Annotated in this window: 19 protein-coding genes; 10 read left to right on the top strand and 9 right to left on the bottom strand. The window is 69.7% G+C overall.

Annotated features, from left to right (window positions below; translation table 11 throughout):
- Positions 1–20 precede the first annotated feature (20 nt).
- Positions 21–611: a chromate transporter gene (locus ACPWT1_RS17085; RefSeq protein ID WP_427912339.1), complete on the top strand. Its 591-nt coding sequence runs from the start codon at positions 21–23 to the stop codon at positions 609–611.
- 1 nt (position 612) lies between these two features.
- A complete protein-coding gene (locus tag ACPWT1_RS17090) occupies positions 613–1191 on the top strand; it encodes a chromate transporter (protein ID WP_427912340.1) in 579 nt (192 codons plus the stop codon).
- 4 nt (positions 1192–1195) lie between these two features.
- On the opposite strand, the gene ACPWT1_RS17095 is transcribed toward ACPWT1_RS17090, so the two are convergent.
- From ACPWT1_RS17095 to ACPWT1_RS17110, 4 genes are all read right to left on the bottom strand, one after another.
- A complete protein-coding gene (locus ACPWT1_RS17095; protein WP_427912341.1) occupies positions 1196–1555 on the bottom strand; it encodes a hypothetical protein in 360 nt (119 codons plus the stop codon).
- Positions 1552–2277, bottom strand: coding sequence for an NAD-dependent protein deacylase (locus ACPWT1_RS17100; protein ID WP_427912342.1), 726 nt, complete (start codon positions 2275–2277; stop codon positions 1552–1554). Before ACPWT1_RS17100 ends, ACPWT1_RS17095 begins: the two co-directional genes overlap by 4 nt.
- Complete coding sequence (rlmB, locus tag ACPWT1_RS17105) at positions 2274–3005, bottom strand: 23S rRNA (guanosine(2251)-2'-O)-methyltransferase RlmB (protein WP_427912343.1); 732 nt, start codon at positions 3003–3005, stop codon at positions 2274–2276. Before rlmB ends, ACPWT1_RS17100 begins: the two co-directional genes overlap by 4 nt.
- 206 nt (positions 3006–3211) lie before the next feature.
- Positions 3212–3883 carry an ABC transporter ATP-binding protein gene (locus ACPWT1_RS17110; protein ID WP_427912344.1) on the bottom strand — a complete coding sequence of 224 codons (672 nt, stop codon included), beginning with the start codon at positions 3881–3883 and terminating at the stop codon, positions 3212–3214.
- Between the two features lie 29 nt (positions 3884–3912).
- Here ACPWT1_RS17110 and ACPWT1_RS17115 point away from each other — a divergent pair, with 29 nt between their 5' ends.
- Together ACPWT1_RS17115 and mnmH are read left to right on the top strand one after the other, a co-directional pair.
- On the top strand, positions 3913–4605 hold the full coding sequence (locus ACPWT1_RS17115; RefSeq protein ID WP_427912345.1) for an arylesterase: 693 nt from the start codon (positions 3913–3915) through the stop codon (positions 4603–4605).
- On the top strand, positions 4602–5660 hold the full coding sequence (gene mnmH, locus ACPWT1_RS17120; RefSeq protein ID WP_427912346.1) for a tRNA 2-selenouridine(34) synthase MnmH: 1059 nt from the start codon (positions 4602–4604) through the stop codon (positions 5658–5660). The genes ACPWT1_RS17115 and mnmH overlap by 4 nt, the downstream gene beginning before the upstream one ends.
- Positions 5661–5684: 24 nt before the next feature.
- On the opposite strand, the gene ACPWT1_RS17125 is transcribed toward mnmH, so the two are convergent.
- From ACPWT1_RS17125 to ACPWT1_RS17145, 5 genes are all read right to left on the bottom strand, one after another.
- Positions 5685–5870, bottom strand: a complete 186-nt coding sequence (locus ACPWT1_RS17125; RefSeq protein ID WP_427912347.1) for a hypothetical protein — start codon at positions 5868–5870, stop codon at positions 5685–5687.
- A 70-nt stretch (positions 5871–5940) separates the two neighbouring features.
- A complete protein-coding gene (locus ACPWT1_RS17130) occupies positions 5941–7149 on the bottom strand; it encodes an aminotransferase class I/II-fold pyridoxal phosphate-dependent enzyme (protein WP_427912348.1) in 1209 nt (402 codons plus the stop codon).
- 174 nt (positions 7150–7323) lie between these two features.
- Positions 7324–7848, bottom strand: a complete 525-nt coding sequence (locus ACPWT1_RS17135) for a phosphoribosyltransferase (protein ID WP_427912349.1) — start codon at positions 7846–7848, stop codon at positions 7324–7326.
- A 22-nt stretch (positions 7849–7870) separates the two neighbouring features.
- The gene (locus ACPWT1_RS17140; RefSeq protein ID WP_427912350.1) at positions 7871–9199 is read right to left on the bottom strand and encodes an adenylosuccinate synthase; all 1329 of its coding nucleotides are present in this window, start codon (positions 9197–9199) and stop codon (positions 7871–7873) included.
- Positions 9200–9224: 25 nt separating this feature from the next.
- On the bottom strand, positions 9225–10373 hold the full coding sequence (locus ACPWT1_RS17145) for an ATP phosphoribosyltransferase regulatory subunit (RefSeq protein WP_427912351.1): 1149 nt from the start codon (positions 10371–10373) through the stop codon (positions 9225–9227).
- Between the two features lie 307 nt (positions 10374–10680).
- On the opposite strand from ACPWT1_RS17145, the gene glgB reads away from it, so the two are divergent.
- From glgB to glgA, 6 genes are read left to right on the top strand one after another with little or no spacing between them, the layout of a single operon-like run.
- Entirely contained in the window at positions 10681–12639 is a 1959-nt protein-coding gene (gene glgB / locus ACPWT1_RS17150) for a 1,4-alpha-glucan branching protein GlgB (RefSeq protein ID WP_427912352.1), read from the top strand.
- Complete coding sequence (locus tag ACPWT1_RS17155; protein ID WP_427912353.1) at positions 12626–13915, top strand: glucose-1-phosphate adenylyltransferase; 1290 nt, start codon at positions 12626–12628, stop codon at positions 13913–13915. Before glgB ends, ACPWT1_RS17155 begins: the two co-directional genes overlap by 14 nt.
- Positions 13912–16074 carry a glycogen debranching protein GlgX gene (gene glgX, locus ACPWT1_RS17160; protein WP_427912354.1) on the top strand — a complete coding sequence of 721 codons (2163 nt, stop codon included), beginning with the start codon at positions 13912–13914 and terminating at the stop codon, positions 16072–16074. Before ACPWT1_RS17155 ends, glgX begins: the two co-directional genes overlap by 4 nt.
- Positions 16071–17927 (top strand): malto-oligosyltrehalose trehalohydrolase, encoded by a 1857-nt coding sequence (gene treZ / locus ACPWT1_RS17165; protein ID WP_427912355.1) that lies wholly within the window; start codon positions 16071–16073, stop codon positions 17925–17927. Before glgX ends, treZ begins: the two co-directional genes overlap by 4 nt.
- On the top strand, positions 17924–22975 hold the full coding sequence (locus tag ACPWT1_RS17170; protein WP_427912356.1) for a malto-oligosyltrehalose synthase: 5052 nt from the start codon (positions 17924–17926) through the stop codon (positions 22973–22975). The genes treZ and ACPWT1_RS17170 overlap by 4 nt, the downstream gene beginning before the upstream one ends.
- Positions 22972–24432 carry a glycogen synthase GlgA gene (gene glgA / locus ACPWT1_RS17175; protein ID WP_427912357.1) on the top strand — a complete coding sequence of 487 codons (1461 nt, stop codon included), beginning with the start codon at positions 22972–22974 and terminating at the stop codon, positions 24430–24432. Before ACPWT1_RS17170 ends, glgA begins: the two co-directional genes overlap by 4 nt.
- The last annotated feature ends 14 nt before the right edge of the window (positions 24433–24446 follow it).

Consider the following 24446-nt stretch of genomic DNA (forward strand, 5'->3'; position numbering starts at 1 on the left):
GAGCCCTCTATGATCGACGCATGACACCGCCACCTTCGGGACCGCCGGGCGCGGGCCGGAACCAGCCGCAATCGTGCACCGACCTGTTCGTCTCGATGACGCTGCTGGCGTTGCAGGGATTCGGCGGCGTGCTGGCGGTGGTGCAGCGGGAGCTGGTGGAGCGCAAGCGCTGGATGACCCGCGACGAGTTCGTCGAGGAGTGGGCCGTGGCGCAGATCATGCCCGGGCCGAACGTGGTGAACCTCTCGCTGATGATCGGCGGCCGCTACTTCGGCCTGCGCGGCGCGATGTCCGCGCTCGCCGGCATCCTGCTGGCACCGCTGGTGGTGGTGCTCGTGCTGGCCCTGCTCTACTCGCACTTCGCCGACAACCCGCAGCTGGCCAATGCGTTGCGCGGCATGGGCGCCGTGGCCGCCGGACTGATCACGGCCACCGGGCTCAAGCTGCTGGTGGCGCTGCGCACGCACCCGCTGGGCCTGGCGGCCTGCATCGCGTTCGGCATCGCCACCTTCATCGCCATCGCGGTGCTGCGGCTGCCGCTGGCCTGGGTGCTGGCGGGCCTGGGCGGCCTGTCCTGCTGGCTCACGTGGCACAAGCTGGGGAAGCCCTGAGATGGCGCACACCATCCTGATGTCGGCGGCCGACTGGCTGTCCCTGTTCGCGCACTACATGCTGCTGTCGCTGCTGTCGATTGGCGGTGCGATCGCCACGGCACCCGACATGCACCGCTACCTGGTGGACGAGCGCCACTGGCTCACCGACCCGCAGTTCAGTGCCTCGGTCTCCATCGCGCAGGCAGCGCCCGGGCCCAATGTGCTGTTCGTCGCGCTGATGGGATGGAACGTGGGCCTCAATGCCGGCGGCTTCGGACTCGCGGCACTGGGCGTGGTGCTGGCGCTGGTGGGCATCCTGTTGCCCAGCACCACCCTCACCTACCTGGCGGCCCAGTGGGGCCATCGCAACCGCGACCTGCGCGGCGTGCGGGCGTTCAAGCAGGGCATGGCGCCCATCGTGGTGGCGCTGCTGATCGCCACCGGCTGGGTGCTGGCCACGGGCGCGACCTACAACCTGCGCGACTGGCCGCTGTGGCTGGTGACGGGGGTGACGGCGATCATCGTGTGGCGCACCAAGATCCACCTGCTGTGGCTGCTGGGCGCGGGCGCCCTGCTGGGGTGGTTCGGGCTGGTCTGAGCGCTCAGCGCGGGTTCTCGAAGAACACGTAGTTCGCGTGTTCGCCGATCTCGAAGTAGACCCGCTTCTCGCCCGGGTCCTCGGCGAAGTTCAGGTTCTCGTCGAGGACACCGTAGCCATAGCGATAGGCCCGCGGCTGCGACGCATCGTCGGTGGCCTGCGCGGTGGACAGCTTGTCGATGTGCAGGAAGCGCCGCACCAGCTTGTCGCCGGCGTACATCTCCAGCACGCCGTTGGTGCCGGTCCAGTTCTGGATGCCACGACCCAGCTTGTTCTGTTGCTCCTTGGTGCAGGAGGACAAGAGCAGCGTGGTGGCGGCGAGCGCGGCAATGGTGAGCGCCGCCATTCGATGGAGAGTGTTCATGGGTTGTCGTCCAGGAGCTGCGGCAGCAGCGTCGCGGCGGTCCCGCGCAGCACCGCCTGCGCGGCGTCGTCGAGATCGCTGGGTTCGGGATTGAGGACCACCATGCGGCCGGCCGCGGCGCGCGCCAGTCCCGCGGCGGGATGAACCACGCCGCTGGTGCCCACGACCAGCATCAGGTCGCAGGCGTGCGCGGCTGCTTCGGCCGCCGCGAGCACGGCGACCGGCAGCATCTCGCCGAACCACACCACGGCGGGGCGGCGCAGGTTGCCGCAGACGGCGCAGCGTGGCGGATGGCCTTCGACCGGTGGCTGGGCGATGCAGCAGGGCCGCGGTGCATCGAGCCACTTGTCCTCGAGGATGCTCCCGTGCAGCGGCAGCACGCCAGGGCTGCCCGCACGCTGGTGCAATCCGTCCACGTTCTGCGTGACGACGGTCAGGCGCCCTGGATGCCGCTGCTGGAAAGCGGCCACCGCGGCGTGGCCCGCGTTCGGAGCCACCTTCGCGACCATCTCGCGACGCATGGCGTACCAGTCCCAGACGTTCGCCGGATTGGCGCGGAACGCATCCTCCGTCGCGAGGTCCTCGGGCCGGAAGCGCGCCCAGAGGCCGGTCTGCGCATCGCGGAACGTCGGCACGCCGGACTCGGCGCTCATGCCCGCGCCGGAGAGCAGCGCGATGCGGCTTGCATCGCGCACCCAGCCGCGCACCGTCGCGAGCGTCATGAGCGTTGCCGCAGGGCCTCGTACAGGCAGATGCCGCTGGCCACCGAGACGTTCAGGCTCTCGACCGCACCGCGCATCGGGATCGAGACGAGCTCGTCGCAGGTCTTGCGCGTCAGTTGCCGCATGCCGGGGCCCTCGGCGCCGAGCACCAGCGCGACGGGCGCCTTGAGGTCGGCCTCGTACAGCGTGCGCGGCGCGTCGTCGCTGGTGCCGATGCACCAGATGTTGCGTTCCTTCAGCTCGCCCAGCGTGCGTGCCAGGTTGGTCACCATGAAGTAAGGCACCGTCTCGGCGGCACCGCTGGCGACCTTGGCCACCGTGGCATTCAGGCCAACGGCATGGTCCTTGGGCGCGATCACGGCATGCGCGCCGGCGCCGTCGGCCACGCGCAGGCAGGCACCCAGGTTGTGCGGATCGGTGACGCCGTCCAGCACCAGCAACAGCGGCGGCCCCTCGACGGCATCGAGCAGGTCGTCGAGCGAGCGCGCCTCGGGCAGCGGCTCCACGCGCGCGGCCACGCCCTGGTGGCCATGGCTGCCGGCCAGCTTGGCCAGCCGCAGTGCGTCGGCCTCGATCAGCCGCACGCCGGCGTCGCGCGCGCGATCGAGGAACTGGCGCATGCGCGCATCCTTGCGCGTGGACTCGTAGTAGACCTCGATGACCGATTGCGGCGCCGTCTTCAGGCGCACGCCGACGGCGTGGAAGCCGAAAAGCACTTTGGCGGACATGGGGGGATTATCGGGAATGCGGGAGCGGACTTCCGAACGCAGAAGACGCGAAAGAGCGCGAAAGGCGCAAAAGAAATGCAGGTGAATGGTGAGGGACAGTGGCGCAGAACGTGGCTGGGCGTCGTACCACCGTCATGTCTCATTCCTTTCGCGTTCTTTCGCGTCTTTCGCGTCATTCGCGTTCGGCTGTCCGCCTTCCTGCTTCCTCAAGCCACCACCCGTCCCGCCTCGATCGTGATGCGGTGCTCGCATCTCTGCGCGATCGCGCGGTCGTGGGTCACCAGGACCAGCGTCGTGCCGCGTTCGCGATTCAGCTCGAACATCAGGTCCATCACGGTTTCGCCCGTCGCGAAGTCCAGGCTGCCGGTCGGCTCGTCGGCCAGCAGCACCGCGGGCTCGACGACGAAGGCGCGCGCCAGCGCCACGCGCTGCTGCTCGCCACCCGACAGCACCTTCGGGTAGTGGCCCAGGCGCTGGCCGAGGCCCACACGTGCCAGCATCTCGCCGGCGGCGCGGCGGGCATCGCGGCGGCCGGCCAGTTCCAGCGGCAGCATGACGTTCTCCAGCGCGGTGAGATTGCCCAGCAGCTGGAAGCCCTGGAACACGAAGCCGACCTTGCAAGCGCGCAGCGCGGCGCGATCGTCCTCGTCCAGCGCGAACAGGTCCTCGCCGTCGAGGCGCACGGTGCCGCGCGTCGGCGTGTCCAGGCCCGCGATGATCGACAGCAGCGTGCTCTTGCCCGAGCCGGACGCGCCCACGATCGCGGCGGTCTCCCGCGCGACCAGCGAGAAATCGATATCACGGAGAATGTCGAGGGTGCCGGTCGAGTCGGTCACGGACTTGTGGACGTGGTCCACGGCGACGATGGGATCCGGCATCAGGCTCCGAACAAGACAAGAGGTTGAGATTGCAGCGCAGGGACTTTATCGCGGCCGCGGCCGCCCTCGGCTTCGCGGGTCATGCGCTCGCCGCCCCGCCGGCCACCATCCTCGTCGTGGGCGACTCGCTCAGCGCGGAATACGGCCTGCGCCGGGGCACCGGCTGGGTGCCGCTGCTGGAGCGCAAGCTGCACGACGAGAAGATCGACGCCCGTGTCGTCAATGCCAGCATCAGCGGCGATACCACCTCGGGCGGTCGCTCGCGCCTGTCCGCGCTGCTCAAGCAGCACCAGCCCTCGGTCGTCGTCGTCGAGCTCGGCGCCAACGACGCGCTGCGCGGGCTGCCGCTCGCGATGACGCAGGACAACCTGGCGCAGATGACGCAGGCCGCGCAGCAGGCCGGCGCGCGCGTGCTGCTGCTCGGCATGCAGATGCCGCCCAACTACGGCGCCGACTACGGCGCGAAGTTCAGCGCGATGTACGGGGACGTGGCGCGCCGGTTCAAGGCCGCGCTGGTCCCGTTCTTCCTGCGCGGCGTGGCCGACGTGCCCGACGCCGAGAAGCTGTTCCAGCCCGACCGCATCCATCCCACCGAGCAGGCACAGCCGCAGCTGCTCGCGAACGTCTGGCCCGAGCTGCGCAAGCTGCTGGCGGCGCCTGAGGCTGGCGCCAAGGCCGCGGTCGCGAAGGAACGCGCCGCAACACGGAGCACGAAGCCTTGACCGTGCGCGCGATCCCGGCCGCGGAGGCGGCGGCCCGGCTGGCCGAGTTCAGCCAGGTGATCGACGCCCGCAGCGAATCCGAATTCGCCGAGGACCGCCTGCCCGGCGCGGTGAACTGGCCTTCGCTCAACGACGAGGAACGCGCGCTCGTGGGCACCATCTACAAGCAGGTGAGCCCGTTCGAGGCGCGCAAGCGCGGCGCCGGCCTGGTGGCGGCCAACATCGCGCGCCACATCGAGCGTGAGGTGGTCGACAAGCCGCGCGAGTGGCAGCCGCTGGTGTACTGCTGGCGCGGCGGCAAGCGCTCGGGCGTGCTGGCCGACCTGCTCGACCAGATCGGTTTCAAGGTGACGTTGATCCAGGGTGGCTACAAGGCGTTCCGCGGTGCGGTGCTGGCCGACCTGCCCGTGCTGGCGCAGCGGCTGCAGTACCGCGTGATCTGCGGCCTCACGGGGTCGGGCAAGACGCGCCTGCTGCAGGCACTGGCCGCCCAGGGCGCGCAGGTGCTGGACCTCGAAGGGCTGGCGCAGCACCGCGGCTCGGTGCTGGGCCTGATGCCCGGCGACACGCAGCCGAGCCAGAAGCAGTTCGACATGCGCATCTGGGACCAGCTGCGCCACTTCGACCTGGCGCGGCCCGTGTACGTCGAGAGCGAGAGCAAGAAGGTGGGCAACGTCACCGTGCCCGAGTCGCTGATCCAGGCGATGCGTGCCAGCCCTTGCGTGTGGGTGGACCTGTCGCTGGAAGAGCGCGTGGACCTGCTGCTGGAGGACTACGCCTGGTTCGTGCGCGACCCGGACTACTTCTGCGGGCGGCTGCAGGCGCTGGCGGAATTGCGCGGCGCGTCGGTGGTGCAGGACTGGCAGGACAAGGTGGGCGCCGGGCAGTTCCGCGAGGTGTTCCGCGACCTCCTGGAGCGCCACTACGATCCGGGCTATTCGGCCTCGATCCGGCGCAACTTCCAGCAGGTGGGCACCGCACACAAGGTGGCACCGCGCGACCGCTCGATGGCGGCCATGGAGGCCGTGGCGGGTGAGTTGCTCGCCAACGACTGAGGCGAACGCGCCTTCGCGCTGAGCCTAGGGCTGGGGTGGCGCAGCTTCGGGGGCCGCGCCCTCGCCGTCCTGCGGCGGCTGGTCGTCGTCGGTGGCCGCCGGAACCAGCCCGGCCTTGCGGTCGGCCTTGGCGCGCAGCTTGTCCTCCTTCTTGCGCTTCTTCGCGAGTTCCTTCTGGCGCTTCTCGTATCCGTAGTTGGGTGTGGCCACAGCGCCTTCCGTTGGTTGAGGGGGATGCTGCCCACTGTAAGGCAAAACGCGGCGCGGTCCAGCAAGCCACTCAGCCGAGTGTGCGCAAGGCCTGCTCCAGGTCGGCGCGCAACGCGTCGGTTTCTTCCAGCCCGATGGACAGGCGCACCAGCATCCCGCGATGCGGCCAGCGGCCCGCCGGCCGCATCGCATGCACGTCGTAGGGCACGACCAGGCTCACCGGTCCGCCCCACGAGTAGCCCAGCTTGAACAGGGCCAGCGCCTCGCAGAACGCGTCGACGCGCGCGGAGGGATAGCGTTCGTGCAGCACGATCGAGAACAGGCCGGCGGCCAACCCGTCGTCGCCGCAGAGTGCCTGCCAGTGCTCGTGCCCGGGCGAACCGGGCAACGCCGGATGCAGCACCTGCGCCACCTCGGGCCGGCCCCGGAGCCAGCCCGCCAGCTGGCGGGCACTCGTGTCCTGCGCGCGGTAGCGCGCCACCAGGCTCGGCAGCGAACGCAGCACCGCCTCGACGTCGTTCGCGCCCACGCCCCAGCCCAGGCGCATGTGCGAGAGCTTGATCTGCTCGTGCAGCCTGTCGTCGCGCGTGACGACGCTGCCCATGAGCACGTCGCCGCCCCCACTGGGGTACTTGGTCAGCGCATGCACCACGATGTCGGCCCCGCTGCCCGTCGTGGAGCGCGCGCCGGTCCCGAGATCGAAGCCGTTGAAGGCCAGGCCCGCGCCCCACGTGTTGTCCAGCGCCGTCGTGATGCCGCGCTGGCGGCACAGCTGGACCAGATGCGCGAGCGGCGGGAATTCCATCGTGACCGAGCCCGGCGCCTCCACCCAGACCAGCTTCGTGCGGTCCGACAGCTTGCGCTGCAGGTCGCCCGGGTCCATCGGGTCGTACAGCTGGTGCGTGATGCCCCAGTGCGTGAGCTCGCCTTCGGCCATGGCCTTCGAGGGCCCGTAGACGTTGTCCGGCAACAGCACCTCGTCGCCGGCGCGCAGCAGCGCGAGGTTCACGCATGCGATCGAGGCCAGGCCGCTGGGTACCAGCAGGCAGTGCTTGCCGCCCTCCAGCGTGGCGATGCGTTCCTCGAGCTGGAACGTGGTGGGCGTGCCGTGCAGCCCGTACGTGTAGCCCGACTTGGTCCGCCAGTCGCGCGCACGCAGGGCCGCGACGCTGGGGAAGATGACCGTGGAAGCCTTGTAGACCCCGACCTGCGGCGCCGCGAACCCGGGCGGCGGGACGTAGGGGTGGTGAATGAGCTCGGTGGCCTTGCGCGATGTCATGCGCGCATCGTAGCCGGGGGAAAACCAAACAACCGGACGCAGAAGGCGCAGAGGTTTCGCAGAGGGCGCAGAAGGAATCCGATCCGATGCTCGTGGGTTCTTCTGCGTCCTCTGCGGAACCTTTGCGTCCTCTGCGTCCGGTTGCTTGGTGTTCAGTCGGCGATCAGCCCCGCCTCAGATCTTCCACTTCTCCAGCAGCTTCTCCGGACCCATGCTGTCGTAGGTCTCGAAGGGCTGGTGGATCCACGGGTTCGTCGGCAGGAACTCCACGGAGTAGTCGGCCTGGAAGGTGGACAGGCCCTTGGTCCAGATCACCGCGGTGCGCAGCTCGGTGATCGGCTTGTAGTTGTTGCGCAGCATGTCGACCACCTTGTGCAGCGTGACGCCCGAGTCGGCCAGGTCATCGACCAGCAGCACCTTGCCCGCGATCTCGCCCCGCGGCGTGGTGATGTAGCGCGCGATGTCCAGGTGGCCCTGGATCGTGCCGGCATCGGCGCGGTACGAGCTGGTGGACATGATGGCCAGCGGCTTGTCGAAGATGCGCGAGAGGATGTCGCCCGGACGCATGCCGCCGCGGACCAGGCAGAGGATGGTGTCGAACTTCCATCCCGACTGGTACACCTTGATCGCGAGCTTCTCGATCTGGTTGTGGTACTCGTCGTAGCTCACGTACAGGTGCTTGCCGTCTTCCGTCAACATGTCTGGTGTCCTCTGTGTCCGCTCACGCCAGGTACGGGTGGCGCATCATGATCGTATGGTCGCGATCGGGGCTGGTCGAGATGATGTCGATGGGCACCCCGGTCACCTGCTCGATGCGCTGCAGGTACAGGCGCGCGTTGACCGGCAGGTCGTCGTACTGCGTGACGCCGACGGTGCTGTCGGTCCAGCCGGGCAGCGTCTCGTACACCGGCTTGCAGCGCGCGATCTCGTCGGCCCCCATCGGCAGGATGTCGATGTGCTCGCCATCGAGCTCGTAGCCGGTGCACAGCTGCAGCTCCTTGATGTTGTCCAGCACGTCCAGCTTGGTGATGCACAGGCCCGAGAGGCCGTTGACCTGCGCGCTGCGCTTGAGCAGCGCGGCATCGAACCAGCCGCAGCGGCGCGAACGTCCGGTGGTCACGCCCTTCTCCGCGCCCACGGTGGACAGGTGGTAGCCCACCGTGCCGGGCGTCGCCCAATCGAGCTCGGTCGGGAACGGCCCGCCACCGACGCGCGTGCAGTACGCCTTCGTGATGCCCAGGATGTAGTGCAGCATGCCCGGCCCCACGCCCGCGCCCGCGGCGGCGTTGCCGGCCACGCAGTTGCTGGACGTCACATAGGGATACGTGCCGTGGTCGACGTCGAGCAGCGTGCCCTGCGCGCCCTCGAACAGCAGGTTGTCGCCGTGCTTGTTGGCCTCGTTCAGCTCGCGCGACACGTCGGCCATCATCGGCCGCAGGCGCTCGCCCAGCTTCAGCGCTTCGTCCAGCGTCTGCTGGTAGTCGATGGCAGGCGCGTGCAAGTACTGCGTCAGCACGAAGTTGTGCAGGTCGAGCAGCACCTTCAGCTTCTCGGCGAAGCGCGCGGGGTGCTTCAGGTCCTGCACGCGCAGCGCACGGCGCGCGATCTTGTCCTCGTACGCCGGGCCGATGCCGCGCCCGGTGGTGCCGATCTTCTCGTCACCACCCTTCTCGCGCTGCGTCTCGCGCGCGACGTCCAGCGCCGCGTGGAACGGCAGGATCAGCGGGCAGGCTTCGCTGATGCGAAGGCGCGAGCGCACCTCGACGCCGGCCTTCTCCAGCCCTTCGATCTCCTCGAACAGCTTCTGCACCGACAGCACCACGCCGTTGCCGATGTAGCACTTCACGCCGGGCCGCATGATGCCGCTGGGGATGAGGTGCAGCGCCGTCTTGACGCCGTTGATGACCAGCGTATGGCCCGCGTTGTGGCCGCCCTGGAAGCGCACCACGCCCTGCGCCATCTCGGTCAGCCAGTCCACCAGCTTGCCCTTGCCTTCGTCGCCCCACTGGGTGCCGACCACGACGACGTTGCGACCGGTTGTCTTGTTCATGGAAAAGAGAGGAAAAGAGAAAAGTTCAGAGGGAACGCACGACCCACTGGCCGCGGTCGGCGACCAGCTGGCGATCGCAGTGGAACTCGTCCACTTCGTTGCCATGGCCGGGCAGCATGCAGACGACGGTGTCGCCCGCAGCGCGCAGCCGCGCGATGGCCTCGCGCAGCGCGGGCTGGTCGCCCCACGGCGCGCGCACGGCGGCCTTCAGCGGCCGCTTGGCCACCACGCCCACCAGTTGCTTGACGTCGAGCGAGAAGCCGACGGCAGGACGGTTGCGGCCGAACACCGCGCCGACCTCGTCATAGCGGCCACCGCGCACCAGCGCGTCACCGGCGCCGGGCGTGTAGATCGAAAAGCGCATGCCGCTGTAGTAAGCGTAGCCGCGCAGGTCGGCCAGGTCGTAGCTCACGGTGGCGCCCGCCAGCTGTTGCCCCAGCCAGTCGAGTTGCTCCAGCGCCTGCGCAATCGCCGGCGTCGACCGCAGCACCTTGCGCGCCTCGGCCAGCACTTCAGGGCCGCCGTACAGCTGCACGAGCGCCGCGAGGCCCTCGCGAGAAGGCGCGGGGAAGTTGCGCGTGAGCTGCGCCAACGCGGGCGCATCCTTGGTCGCCAGGGCCGCATGCACCTGCCGCAGCACATCGGGGTCGACGGCGACACCTTGCAGCAGCGAGCGCACGATGCGCGCATCGGCGAGATCCACGGTGAAGGTGCTCACCTGCGACGCACGCAGGCAGTCCAGCGCGAGCAGCAGCACCTCGAGGTCGGCCTCGAGGCCGGCATGGCCGTAGATCTCGGCGCCGAACTGCAGCGGCTCGCGGCTGGCATGCGGGCGGTCGGGGCGCGTGTGCAGCACCGGGCCGCAGTAGCAAAGGCGGGTGACGCCTTCGCGATTGAGCAGGTGGGCGTCGATGCGGGCCACCTGCGGCGTGGTGTCGGCCCGCAGGCCGAGCGTGCGGCCCGAGAGCTGGTCGACCAGCTTGAACGTCTGCAGGCCCAGGGCCTCGCCGGTGCCCGTGAGCAGCGACTCCAGGTGTTCCAGGAGCGGCGGCATCACCAGTTCGCAGCCGTAGCCGCGCGCCGTGTCGAGCAACTGGCGCCGCAGCTCCTCGATGTGCCGGGCCTCGGAGGGCAGGACGTCGGCGATGTGATCCGGCAGCAGCCAGGCGGACATGGACAGAGGACGCTGTTAAAAGCGGCATTCTACCGGCGCGAACTCAGCGGGACGCGAGGGGGAGCGGGAGCGGACTCCCAAACGCAGAAGACGCAGAGGGTTCGCAGAAGACGCGTTTGGCGACCGCGTCAGCCGCCACGCCGCCCACGCACGCGCTTTCTTCCTTCGGCCGAGCTACGTTCAAGCCCGGCGCGGCGTCGGATGGATCGACGCCAAGCTGTAGGTGCCCGCCTACGGAATGTGGGCGGAGGTTCCTTCATGCTGATGGGGCCAGCCGCCCCAGAATTTTCCTCACGCAAGTTACGACATGACGCCTGCTTCCCCGTTTTCTGCCGACGCATTGCACACCGCTGCCCCAGCTGCGTCCGCACAACAGCGGCAGGCGCCACGGCCGAGCCACCACTTCCGCCAGTTCGAGCTGATGGGTGCACACCTCGACGGCAACGGCACGCGCTTCACCGTCTGGGCCCCCAACGCGCGCAGCGTCTGCGTGGCCGGCAGCTTCAACGGCTGGCATGGCGAGCCGATGCAGAAGATCGAGGACGGCAGCGGCCTCTGGCACGGCCGCGTCGAAGGCGCGCGCGCCGGCGACTTCTACAAGTACCGCATCCACGGCGCGCACGGCGGCTGGATGGACAAGGCCGACCCGTACGCATTCCGCTGCGAGCATCCGCCCGGCACCGCGTCGCAGATCTGGGACCTGTCGCACACGTGGGGCGACCGCGAGTGGATGTCGCAGCGCGGCCAGCGCCAGTCGCACCGCGAGCCGATGTCGATCTACGAGGTGCACCTGGGTTCCTGGCAGCGCGAGGAAGACGGCCGGGTCCTGAACTACCGCGACCTCGCGGTGCGCCTGGCCTCGCACTGCCGCACCATGGGCTTCACGCACGTGGAGCTGATGCCGGTCGCCGAGCACCCGTTCTACGGTTCCTGGGGCTACCAGACCACCGGTTACTTCGCGCCCACCGCGCGCTACGGCACACCGCAGGACCTGATGGTGCTGGTGGACACGCTGCACCAGCACGGCATCGGCGTCCTGCTGGATTGGGTGGGCTCGCACTTCCCGTCGGACCCGCACGCGCTGGCCGACTTCGACGGCACCGCGCTGTACGAGCATGCGGACCCGCGCCTCGGCTTCCACCCGCAGTGGAACAGCCTGATCTTCAATTACGGCCGCTACGAGGTGCGCGACTTCCTGATCAGCAATGCGCTGTTCTGGCTGGAGAAGTACCACTTCGACGGCCTGCGCGTCGACGCCGTGGCCTCGATGCTGTACCTGGACTTCGCGCGCGAGCCGGGCCAGTGGATCCCCAACCAGTACGGCGGCAACCAGAACCTGGAGGCGGTGCGCTTCCTGCAGGACCTGAACAGCGCCGTCTACGCGCAGTTCCCCGACGTCCACATGATCGCCGAGGAGTCCACCGCGTGGGCCGGCGTTTCGCGCCCCGTGCACCACGGTGGCCTGGGCTTCGGCATGAAATGGAACATGGGGTGGATGAACGACACGCTGCGCTACATGGCGCGGCCGCACTTCTACCGCCACTGGCACGCCGACGACATCCGCTTCTCCTCGGTCTACGCCTTCAACGAGAACTTCGTGCTGCCGCTGTCGCACGACGAGGTGGTCTACGGCAAGGGCAGCCTGCTGGGCAAGCAGCCCGGCGACGACTGGCAGCGCTTCGCGGGCCTGCGCAACCTGTACGGCTACATGTGGGCCCACCCGGGCAAGAAGCTGCTGTTCATGGGCGGCGAATTCGGCCAGTTGCAGGAATGGCACCACGAGCGGACGCTCGACTGGCACCTGTGGGCGCGGCCCCTGCACGCCGGCCTGGCGCGCTGGGTGTGCGACCTGAACGCCGCCTACAGGAGCGTGCCGGCGCTGCACGTGAACGACTTCAACCCCGAAGGCTTCTACTGGCTGCCGGTCGAGACCGGCGAGCCGCAGACGGTGCTGGCGTTCGTGCGCCGCGCCGACCCGGGCGACGCACTGACCGTCGCCATCATCAACATGACGCCCGAGCCGCGCATCGCGCTGCGTGTCGGCCTGCCGCATGCCGGCAGCTGGCACGAACTGCTCAACAGCGATGCCACGTACTACGGCGGCAGCGGCATGGGCAACCTCGGACGCGTGCACGCGCACGACCAACCGCTGGCGGGACAGCCTGCCAGCGCCACGATCACATTGCCGCCCCTGGCAACCCTGGTGCTCATCGACCGGCCGATGGACGCACCGAATCAAGGAGGAGAAGCTGATGCCCGCTCATAGGAATGTCCTGGCTTTCGTCATGGCTGGTGGTGAAGGCGCGCGCCTCGGACCGCTGACCGCCAACCGATGCAAGCCTGCGGTGCCGTTCAACGGCAAGCACCGCATCGTGGACTTCGTGCTGTCGAACCTGGTGAACTCGGAGATCTACTCGATCTACATGCTGGTGCAGTACAAGTCGCAGTCGCTGATCGAGCACGTGCGGCAGACCTGGACCATGGCGCGCTTCATGCCGCAGCACTTCATCACCTGCGTGCCGCCGCAGATGACCAACGGGCCGCAGTGGTTCCAGGGCACCGCCGACGCGGTGTTCCAGAACATCCACCTGATCGAGAGCATGAAGCCCGACATCGTGGCCGTGTTCGGCGCCGACCACATCTACCGCATGGACGTGCAGCAGATGATCGACTTCCACATCCAGAGCGGTGCCGCCGCCAGCGTGGCCACCCTGCCCGTGCGTCTCTCGCAGTGCGACCAGTTCGGCATCGTCGACATCGACGACAGCAACCGCATCACCGAGTTCCAGGAGAAGCCGAAGACAGCGAAGCCGATGCCGGGCAGCACCACGCATGCGCTGGCCTCGATGGGCAACTACATCTTCAATGCCGACGTCCTGCTCGAGCAGCTGAAGAAGATGAAGGAAGACGGCACCAGCGACTTCGGCAAGCACATCCTGCCGGCGATGGTGAAGAGCCACAAGCTGGTGGCCTACGACTTCGACACCAACCACATCCCGGGCACCGAGCCGTACGAGGAGAACGGCTACTGGCGCGACGTGGGCACCATCGACGCCTACTTCGAGGCCCACTTCGACACGCTGGGCGCGGCGCCCAAGTTCCGCATGACCAACGAGAAGTGGCCGATCTACGCCAGCCCCGACCAGGCCGAGTCGGCCCAGATCGAGAACGGCGTCATCAACCGCTCGGTCGTCGGCTCGGGCAGCATCGTCGACGGCGCCGCCCTCGACCACGCCATGCTGCGCCGGTCGGTGCACGTGGACCGCGGCGCGCGCCTGGAGCACTGCATCGTGATGGAGCGCACGCGCATCGGCCGCGGCGCCCAGGTGCACCGCGCCATCATCGACCAGGACAACGACGTGCCCGCCGGCGAGCGCATCGGCCTGGACCTGGAGCACGACCGCCGCCGCTTCCACGTCACGCCCACGGGCATCGTGGTGGTGCCGGCCGGCTACTTCCATTCGGGCTCGCGCCACATGCCGCAATCCGCCTCGCGTCCCGCCCTGCGCACCGGTCGCGGCCGGCTGGAGGTGGTTGCATGACGGCGGCGGCCGTCGCCGAACTCGCCCCCGCCTCCAACGACGCCCAGCTGCCGGACCGCTGCGAGCCCGGCCGACCCTGGCCGCTCGGCGCCACGCTGGCCGAGGGCGGGGTCAACTTCGCGGTGTTCTCCAGCATCGCGGAGAAGGTCGAGATCTGCGTCTTCGACCGCAGCGGCACGCGCGAAGTCCGTCGCTACGAACTGCCCTGCCGCACCGATGACGTGTGGCACGGCTTCGTGCGCGGGCTGCCCGCAGGCACTCGCTACGGCCTGCGCGTGCACGGCCCCTACCATCCGCAGGACGGGCTCCGCTGCAATCCGAACAAGCTGCTCCTGGATCCGTATGCGAAGGCGCTCGACCGGCCGCTGCGCGGTGGCGCCTGGCAGTACGCGTACACGCTCGGCGGTCCAGCCCGCGATCTCGCCATGGACGCGAGCGACAACGCAGCGTCCGCAGCCAAGTGCGTGGTGCTGGACCCCACGTTCGACTGGGGCGACGACCGCCGGCCCGACGTTCCGCTGGAAGACACGGTCTTCTACGAAGTCCACGTGCGCGGCTTCACGAAGCAGATGGACGACGTGCCGCAGGCGCAGCGCGGCACCTTCGCCGGTCTTGGAAGCGACGCCGCCATCGCGCACTTCAAGCGGCTGGGGGTCACCTCGGTCGAGCTGCTTCCGGTGCACGCGTTCAACGACGAGCGCCGCCTGATCGACCTGGGCCTGGCCAACTACTGGGGCTACAACACGGTCGCGTTCTTCGCGCCGGAACCGCGCTACTGCGCGGGCAACGACCCCGACGACTTCAAGCGCATGGTCAAGGCGCTTCACGCGGCCGGCCTCGAGGTGATCCTCGACGTGGTCTACAACCACAGCTGCGAGGGCAACCACCTCGGGCCCACGCTGTTCCTCAAGGGCATCGACAACCCCGCGTACTACCGCCTCGTGCAGGAGGAGCGCCGCTACTACGCCGACGTCACCGGCACCGGCAACACGCTGGACATCAGCCATCCCGCCACGCTGCGGCTGATGATGGACAGCCTGCGGTACTGGGTCGAGGAGATGCACGTCGACGGCTTCCGGTTCGACCTCGCACCCGCCGTGGCGCGCAACGGCCAGTACGAGTTCGACCATCGCTCGCCGTTCCTCGCCGCCGTGGCGCAGGACCCGGTGCTGCGTCGCGTGAAGCTGGTCGCCGAGCCCTGGGACATCGGCGACAACGGCTACCAGGTCGGCGGCTTCCCGCCGGGCTGGTCGGAATGGAACGGCCGCTACCGCGACTCGGTGCGCGATTTCTGGCGTGGCACCGACGGCGCGGTGCAGGAGTTCGCCGCACGCCTGGCCGGCTCGGCCGACATCTTCGGCCCCTCGCGCCGCCGGCCTTCGGCCAGCATCAACCTGGTGACCGTGCACGACGGCTTCACGCTCAACGACCTGGTGAGCTTCAACGACAAGCACAACGAGGCCAACGCCGAGGACAACCGCGACGGCGAGAGCCACAACCGCAGCTGGAACTGCGGCGCCGAGGGCGACACCGACGACGAGGACATCCTGCAGCTGCGCGAGCGGCAGAAACGCAACTTCCTCACCACGCTCTTCGTGTCGCGCGGCGTGCCGCTGCTGCTGGGCGGCGACGAGATGAGCCGCACGCAGGGCGGCAACAACAACGCCTACTGCCAGGACAACCCGGTCAGCTGGTTCGACTGGGGGCCGGACCGCCGCAACGACCCGCTGATCGAATTCACCCACCACGTGATCGCGCTGCGGCGCGAGCTGCCGGTGCTGCGCGACAACCGCTGGCCCACGGGCCAGCCCGATGCCGACGGCCGCATCGATCTCGCGTGGTTCAGCGTCTGGGGCCTGCCGATGACTGAGGAGGAATGGACCAATCCCTCGGTGCGCTGCATCGCCGCGCTCTTCGATGGCCGCTTCACGCCGGTGGATGGCCAGCCCAGCCCGAGCGTGCTGCTGTTGTTCAATGCGTCGGATGAAGCGACGATCTTCACGCTGCCGGAAGCAGCGGGCGTGGCCGAATGGCGCGTGCGTATCGACACCGGCCAGGGCCACTTCGCGCACGACACGGCCGAGGCCGTGCAGCCGCAGGCCAAGATCGAGCTCGAATCGCACGCCATGGCGGTGCTGGTGGAAGGACGGAGCGCGTGAAGGTGGCCCATGAGATGCCGTTCGGCGCCACCGTGCGCCCGGGCGGCGGCACGGAGTTCAGGCTCTGGGCGCCCGGCGCGAAGCAGGTCGCGCTCGCGCTTTATGACGCGCCCGATGCGGCGCCACGCATGGTCTCGGCGACAAGCGACGCCGATGGCTGGTGGTCCTGTGTCGACGCCAAGGCCGGCGACGGACAGCTGTACCACTGGCGCATCGACGACGAGCTGATGGTCCCGGACCCGGCGTCGCGCCACAACCCGCATGGCGTGCACCAGCCCAGCCGCGTGGTCGACCCGCGTTCCTTCACCTGGGACGACGGCTGGACCGGCCGCCCCTGGCACGACGTGGTGCTCTACGAACTGCACGTGGGCGCGTTCACGCCCGAAGGCACGTTCGCGGCGGCCGCGCAGCGCCTGCAGGAGCTGAAGGACGTCGGCATCACCGCGGTGGAGCTGATGCCGCTGGCCGACTTCCCGGGCCGCTTCGGCTGGGGCTACGACGGCGTGCTGCCGTTCGCGCCACATGCGGCCTACGGCACGCCCGACGACCTGAAGCGCTTCATCCAGCAGGCGCACCGGCTCGGGCTGATGGTGTTCCTCGACGTGGTCTACAACCACTTCGGGCCGGAAGGCAACTACCTGCACCGGTACGCGCCGCAGTTCTTCTCGAAGACCCGCAGCAGCCCGTGGGGCGCGGCGATCAACTTCGACGGCGACGGCAGCCGGTGGGTGCGCGAGTTCTTCATCCAAAACGCCGTGTACTGGACCACCGAGTACCGCTTCGACGGGCTGCGCCTGGACGCCGTGCACGCCATCGCCGACGACAGCCGCCCGCACGTGCTGGAGGAACTCTCGCATCGCGTGCGCGAAGCCACCGCCGGCCGCCACGTGCACCTGGTGCTGGAGAACGAGAACAACAACCACGAGCGGCTGGCGACGGAGCCCGAGCCCGGCAGGTTCGACGCGCAGTGGAACGACGACTTCCACCACGCGCTGCACGTGGCGCTCACCGGCGAGACCGGCACCTACTACCACGACTACGGGCACGCGCCTGGCGAGACGCCGCTCGACCTGCTCGGGCGCTGCCTCACGCACGGCATGCTGTTCGAGGACAGCGCGCGCAAGCCCGGCGGCGCGCGCGAGACGCCCAGGGCGACGCCGCAGATCCCGCTGTCCGAGCTGGTGAACTTCGCGCACAACCACGACCAGGTGGGCAACCGCGCGTTCGGCGAACGGCTGGCAGTGCTCGCCGGACCGGATGCCGCGCCGCTCGCCACCCTGCTCGCCCTGCTCACGCCCGCCGTGCCCATGCTGTTCCTCGGCGAGGAGTTCGGCAGCACGCATCCCTGGCTCTACTTCGCCGACTGGGAAGGCGACCTGAAGAAGGCGGTGCAGGAAGGCCGCAAGCGCGAGTTCGGCCACGTCACCAAGACGGTGGACGGCAAGGCCCTCGAGCTGCCCGACCCGTGCAGTGCCGCCACCTTCGACGCCAGCCGTCCCGACGCCGCCGAGCGCGCGAGCGCCAATGGCCAGCGCTGGCTGGCGATGGTGCGCTCGGCCCTGGCAGCGCGCCGCCAGTTCATCGTGCCGCGCCACCACCAGCTGCTCACCGGCCAGCACACCTTCCAGCGCGTGGGCGACCGCGGGCTGTCCGTGCAATGGCGCTATGCCGACGGCCAGGTGCTGGAGCTCGACATCAACCTGGGATCGCAGCCCGTGGCAGCGGCCCCGCAACGCAGCGGCCCGGTGGAAACGCAGGACGTGTTCCGCCACCGCTGGCCCGACGACACCCCTGCCGATCACTGGCCCGCCTGGGCGGCCCGCTGGCGCATCGGCCCCGAAATCACTTTATGAGCGACGAGCGCGACCACGACGACCTGGTGCGGCAGGCCGAACGCCACGGCGTGGCGCTGCGGTACCACAGCTTCTGGGGCGAGGACAAGGAAGTCCCGCCCGCCGTTCTCGAACAGGCCCTCACCAGCATGCGGCTGCGCGAGTCGCCTCCCGCCGCCACCGGACTGCCGCCAGTGCACGTGGTGACGCAGGGCGAGCCGGTGCGCATCGCGTGGCGCGGCACGCCTTCCGCCGGACGCTGGCGGCTCACGCCGGAACCTCCCATGCCCGCCGAGGCGGGGCACCGCGGCACGATCGAGCGACAGGGCGAGGAAGCCGTGATCGCCCTGCCCCCGCAACTGGCGACCGGCTACTGGCAACTCACGCTCGAGGACGACCCCGCGACGACCTGCACGCTGGTCGTCGCGCCGCGCCGCTGCTGGGCGCCCGCCGCGCTGCTCGAAGGCCAGCGCTGGTGGGGCTGCACGATCCAGCTCTATGCGCTGCGCTCTGGCCGCAACTGGGGCATCGGCGACTTCGGCGACCTGCGGCGGCTGGTCGACACCGCCGCGCGCCAGGGCGCATCGTTCATCGGCCTGTCGCCGCTGCACGCGCTCTTTCCGCACCGGCCCGAGGTGGCGAGCCCCTACAGCCCGTCCAGCCGCACGGCGATGAACCCGATCTACCTCGACGTGCAGGCGCTGGCCGAGCTGTCGGGCTGCGACGAGGCACGGCGCAAGCTGCACAGCGAGGATTTCCAGGATCGCCTCCGCCGGCTGCGCGATGGGGAGCTGGTCGACTACCCGGCCGTCGCCGCTGCGAAGGACGAGATGCTGGCCATCCTGTGGCGGCATTTCGAGCAGCACGAGCTGCATCCCAACCGCTCGCAGGGCGCGCACTTCGCGAAGTTCATGCAGGAGCGCGAAGCCACGCTCGGCCGGCACGCGCTGTTCGAGGCGCTGCAGGGCCACCTGCATGCGCAGGACGCCAACGTGTGGGGCTGGCCGGCGTGGCCCGAGGCCTACAAGGATCCCGAAGGCGATGCGGTGCGCGAGTTCCGGCGCACGCACGCGTCGCTGATCCAGTTCCGCTTCTGGCTGCAGTGGCTGGCCGAGGTGCAGCTCGAGTCGGTGCAGCGCTATGCGAAATCGCGCGGGATGGGGCTGGGCCTGTACTGCGACCTCGCCGTCGGCGTCAACGAAGGCGGCGCCGAGACCTGGGTGCAGCCCTCGCTCTACGCGCTGGGAATGCACGTGGGTGCGCCGCCCGACCCGCTCAATGCCCTGGGCCAGGACTGGGGCCTGCCGCCGCTGAACCCCGTGCAGCTGAAAGCCGCGCGCTACCAGCCCTTCATCGAGACGCTGCGCGCCAACATGCGCCACAGCGGCGCGCTGCGCATGGACCACGTCATGGCGCTGATGCGCCTGTTCTGGATCGGCGCGCAGGGCGGCACCTACGTCACCTATCCCCTGCAGGACCTGCTGGGCATCCTGGCGCTGGAGAGCCACCGCCACCAGTGCCTCGTGATCGGCGAGGACCTGGGCAACGTGGCGCCCGCGATGCGCGACGCGATGCGCGACCGCTGCCTGCTCTCGTACCGGCCGCTGCTGTTCGAGCGCACCCAGGACGGCAGCTTCCGCCCGCCCGCCGAGTGGCAGCCGCAGGCGCTGGCCGTGGTCAGCACGCACGACCTGCCCACCCTGCGCGGCTTCTGGCTCGGCGAAGACCTGGAGCTGCTGGGCAAGCTCGGCCTCTTCCCCGACGACAACGCCCGCAGCCAGGCGGTGATCAACCGCTCGCAGGACCGCGCGCGGCTGCTGCTCGCATTGCAGCACCAGAACCTGCTGCCGCCCGAAGCCAACGTGCAGCCCACGTCGGTGCCGGATGCGACACCGGCCCTGGTGTCGGCCGTGTATTCGTATCTCGCCCGCACGCCATCCTGGCTGGTGGGCGTGCAGCTGGAAGACGTCACCGCACAGCTTCTGCAGGTGAACGTGCCCGGCACCACGGAGGACCGCTTTCCCAACTGGCGCCGCAAGCTGTCCGTGGCGGTGGAAGACCTCGCGGCGGATGAACGCTTCGCGGCCGTCGCCGCGGCCCTGCGCGCCGAACGCAGCGGCCCGGCGCCGGAGACCGCGCCGACCGAACTGCCGGACCTGGAGACCGCGCGCATCCCCGCGGCCACCTACCGCGTGCAGTTCCACGAAGGCTGCCGGTTCGCCGACGTGACCGAGGCGGTGCCGTACCTGCACGCACTCGGGATCAGCCACCTGTACAGCAGCCCGTTCCTGCGGGCGAGGCCGGGCAGCACGCACGGCTACGACATCATCGACCACACGGCGCTCAACCCCGAGGTCGGCGACGACCGCGACTTCGAGCGCATGTGCCGCGCACTGCGCCGCCACGGCATGGGCCAGATGCTGGACCTGGTGCCCAACCACATGGGCGTCCTGGAGGCCGACAACGCCTGGTGGCTGGAAGTGCTGGAACACGGACAGGCCTCGGCCCATGCGCAGACCTTCGACATCGAATGGTCGCCTGCTGCGCCCGAGATGGCCGGCCGCGTGCTGCTGCCGGTGCTGGGCGACCACTATGGGCGCGTGCTGGAGTCGGGCGAGCTGCAGCTGCACTTCTCCGCGGAAAGCGGCGAGTTCGGCCTGCGCTACTGGGACCACCGCTTCCCGATCGACCCGGCGACCTACCCCGACATCCTCGCCGTGCTGCCCGCGCCGCCGGCGCAGGACGAGAGCGAGAGCGACAGCCATGCGGTGGTCGAGTCGGTGCTGGCCTCGTTCCAGCGGCTGCCTGCGCGCGACAGCACCGACGACGAGCAGCGCCGCGCCCGGGTGCGCGATGCCGCGATCTACAAGCGCAACCTGGCACGGCTGGTTTCGCGCAACGACTGGCTCGCGCACTGGATCGACAACTGCGTGCAGCGCTTCAACGGCACGCCGGGCGAGCCGGCCAGCTTCGACCTGCTGGACAAGCTGGTGGCACGCCAGGCGTATCGCCTGGCCGACTGGCACACGGCCAGCGACGACGTCAACTACCGGCGCTTCTTCGACGTCAACACGCTGGCGGCGCTGCGCATGGAACGGCCCGAGGTGTTCGAGGCCACGCATGCACGCGTGCTCGACTGGCTGCAGGACGGCCACCTGGACGCGCTGCGCATCGACCATCCCGACGGCCTGTCGGATCCGCAGCAGTACTTCCAGCGCCTGCAATCGCGCTTCGCGCGGCAGGCGGAAGTCGCGGGCCGCGAACCGCGGGCGCTGTACCTCGTCGTCGAGAAGATCCTCGCCGAGCACGAGCCGCTGTCGCACCTGTGGCCGGTGCACGGCGACACGGGCTACCGCTTCGCGACGATGGTCAACAGCCTGTTCGTCGACACGCGGCAGGTCGGCGCGCTGGACCGGCAGTACCGCGCCTTCACCGACGAACACGAGGACTTCGCCGAGATCGCCTACCAGTGCAAGCGGCTGATCATCGGCACCTCGCTGTTCTCCGAACTGAACTGGCTGGTGGAGGCGATCTACCGCATCACGCGCACCAACCGCCGTCGCTGCGACTTCACGCGCAACCGGTTGCGCCTCGCGCTGGCCGAGATCGCGGCCGGCTTTCCGGTCTATCGCACCTACCTGCGGGTCGGTGAGCCGGCGAGTCCGGCCGACCGCCGCCACATCGACTGGGCCGTGGCGTCGGCCAAGCGCCGCCTGGGCGGCTCCGAGTCCGGCGTGCTGGACCACGTGCGCGAGGTGCTGCTGGGCGAAGGCGAGGCGTCCGATGTGCCGCCCGAACAGCGCGCGCGTTTCCTCGCCCGCTGGCAGCAGTTCACGGCACCGGTGATGGCCAAGGCCGTGGAGGACACGGCGTTCTACCGCTACGTGCGCCTCACGTCGCTCAACGACGTCGGCGGCGAGCCCGCGGGCTTCGGCATCTCGGTCGCGGCCTTCCACGGCGCCAACCAGGCGCGCGCGCGGCATCGCCCGCATTGCCTCCTGGCGACCTCCACCCATGACAGCAAGCGCGGCGAAGACCTGCGTGCGCGCATCGACGTGCTGTCGGAAGTGCCGCAGCTGTGGTTCGAATCCCTGATGCGCTGGGCCGGCTGGGCCGAGCTGTACCTGGGCGAGACCGAGAGCGGCCCGGCGCCGACGCGCAACGACATCTGGCTGCTGTTCCAGACCCTGGTCGGCCTGTGGCCCGCGCAGCAGCCGCATGCGCAGGAACGCGAGACGCTGCGCCAGCGGGTGCAGGACTACATGCGCAAGGCGGTGCGCGAGGCCAAGCAGAACACCAGCTGGGTGTGCCCCGAGCAGGCGTACGAGGATGCCCTCGCCCGCTACATCGATGCGGTGCTGCGGCCCGGCCAGCCCAATCCCTTCGTCGACGAGCTGCAGCGGTTCACCGGCCGCATCGCGTCCTGGGGCTTTCGCAACAGCCTGTCGCAGGTGGCGCTCAAGTTCACGGTGCCCGGCGTGCCCGACATCTACCAGGGCTGCGAGGAGTGGAACTTCAGCCTGGTCGATCCGGACAACCGCCGGCCCGTGGACTTCGGCCAGCTGGCGCGCTCGCTGGCCGACCTGCAGGCGCGCTGCCCCGACGGCCTTCCGCCGCCGCAGTTCTGGCAGACGCTCCACGCCAATGCCGCCGACGGTCGCATCAAGCAGCTGGTGACCTGGCGGTTGCTGCAGCTTCGCCAGCACTGGCCGACGCTGTTCCGCGACGGCAGCTACCAGGCGCTGCCGGTGGAAGGCCGCGCGGCCGACCATGCGCTCGCGTTCGCGCGGGTGCTCGACGGCCGGGCCGTGGTCGTGATCGCGGCGCGCCTCACCTGGACGCTGTGCAACGGCGAGGAATCGCGCTGGACGCCGGCGGCCTGGGAAGGCACCCGGCTGCGCGCCAGCGAAGGCGCCGCGCTGCGGCGCTGGCGCACCTGGCGCAACTGGCTCACGGGCGCCGAGCTGCAGCTGGGCGAGGACGATCCCATGGACCTGAGGGATGTGTTCGCGGGCGCGGCCGGCCTGCCCTTCGCGGTGCTCATCGCCGACGGCGAGGCGGGCGCATGAACATCCTCTTCGCCACGCCCGAGTGCGCGCCGTACGTGAAGACCGGCGGCCTGGGCGACGTCAGCGGCGCACTGCCCGCGGCGCTGGCCGCGCTCGGCCACGACGTGCGCGTGCTGCTGCCCGCGTACAAGGGCATGAAGGTCGCCGGCGACATCGGCGAGGGCATCGAGATCCCGGCGTATGGCCACTGGCCGGCCGCGCAGCTGCTGCCGGTGCGCGTGTCCTCCGGAGTCACCATGCTGCTGCTGGCCTGCCCGTCGCTGTACCAGCGCGATGGCGGCCCCTACGTCGACGCGAACGGCCGCGACTACGAGGACAACGTGGTGCGCTTCGGCCTGCTGTCGCGCGTGGCCGCGGACCTGGGCACGCGCGACTCGCCGATCCCGGGCTGGCGCGCCGACGTCGTGCATGCCAACGACTGGCCCACGGCGCTGGCGCCGATGAACCTGGCCCGCGCCCGCATGGGCGACCCGCAGCATCACGTCGCGGCCAGCGTGGTCACGATCCACAACATGGCGTTCCAGGGCGTGTTCCCCATGCACGACGCCGAGATGCTGGGCGTGCCGCATCACTGGCGCGGCATCGACGGCGTGGAGTTCTGGGGCCAGCTGTCGATGCTCAAGGCCGGGCTGCAGTTCGCGCAAGCGATCACCACCGTCAGCCCCACGTACGCACGCGAGATCCAGACACCCGAGTTCGGCGCGGGCCTCGACGGCGTGCTGCGCGCCCGGGCCGACCGGCTGAGCGGCATCCTCAACGGCATCGACGACCAGGTCTGGAACCCGGCGCACGACACGCAGCTGCTGCATCCCTACACGGTGACCGATCTCGCGGGCAAGGCGCGCAACAAGGCGGCGCTGCAGAAGCAGCTGGGCCTCAAGGTCAGTGCGAAGGCCATGCTGTTCGGCGTGGTGAGCCGCCTGACGCCGCAGAAGGGCATCGACCTGGTGCTGCAGCACCTGGACGCCCTGCTGGCCGATGGCGGCCAGCTGGTCGTCCTGGGCATGGGCGAGCCGGGGCTGCAGGAAGCGCTGGTCGACGCAGCCCAGCGCACGCCGAAGCAGGTGCATGTCACCGTGGGCTTCAACGAGCAGCTCGCGCACCGCATCGAGGCCGGCGCCGACTGTTTCCTCATGCCTTCGCGCTTCGAGCCCTGCGGCCTGAACCAGATGTACAGCCAGGCCTACGGCACGCCCCCGCTGGTGGCGCCCACCGGAGGTCTGGCCGATTCCGTCGTCGATGCGACCGCTGATGCTCGAAACGGCAGCGGCTTCGTGATGCGCGAGCCGGGCGCGAGCGGGTTCGCGGAAGCAGTGGCGCGGGCGCGGCAGGCCTTCGCCGACACCGCGGCGTGGCGCCGCATCCAGGCCAACGGCATGGCGCGCCCGTTCGGGTGGGCCGCCAGTGCAGCGCGCTACGTCGAGGTGTACGAGCGCGCCGTCGCTCTCGCCCGCTAGTCGCGCCGTCGCGA

It is taken from the genome of Ramlibacter sp. MMS24-I3-19 (genome assembly GCF_050320135.1).
In the GTDB taxonomy this organism is placed as follows: Bacteria; Pseudomonadota; Gammaproteobacteria; order Burkholderiales; family Burkholderiaceae_C; genus Ramlibacter.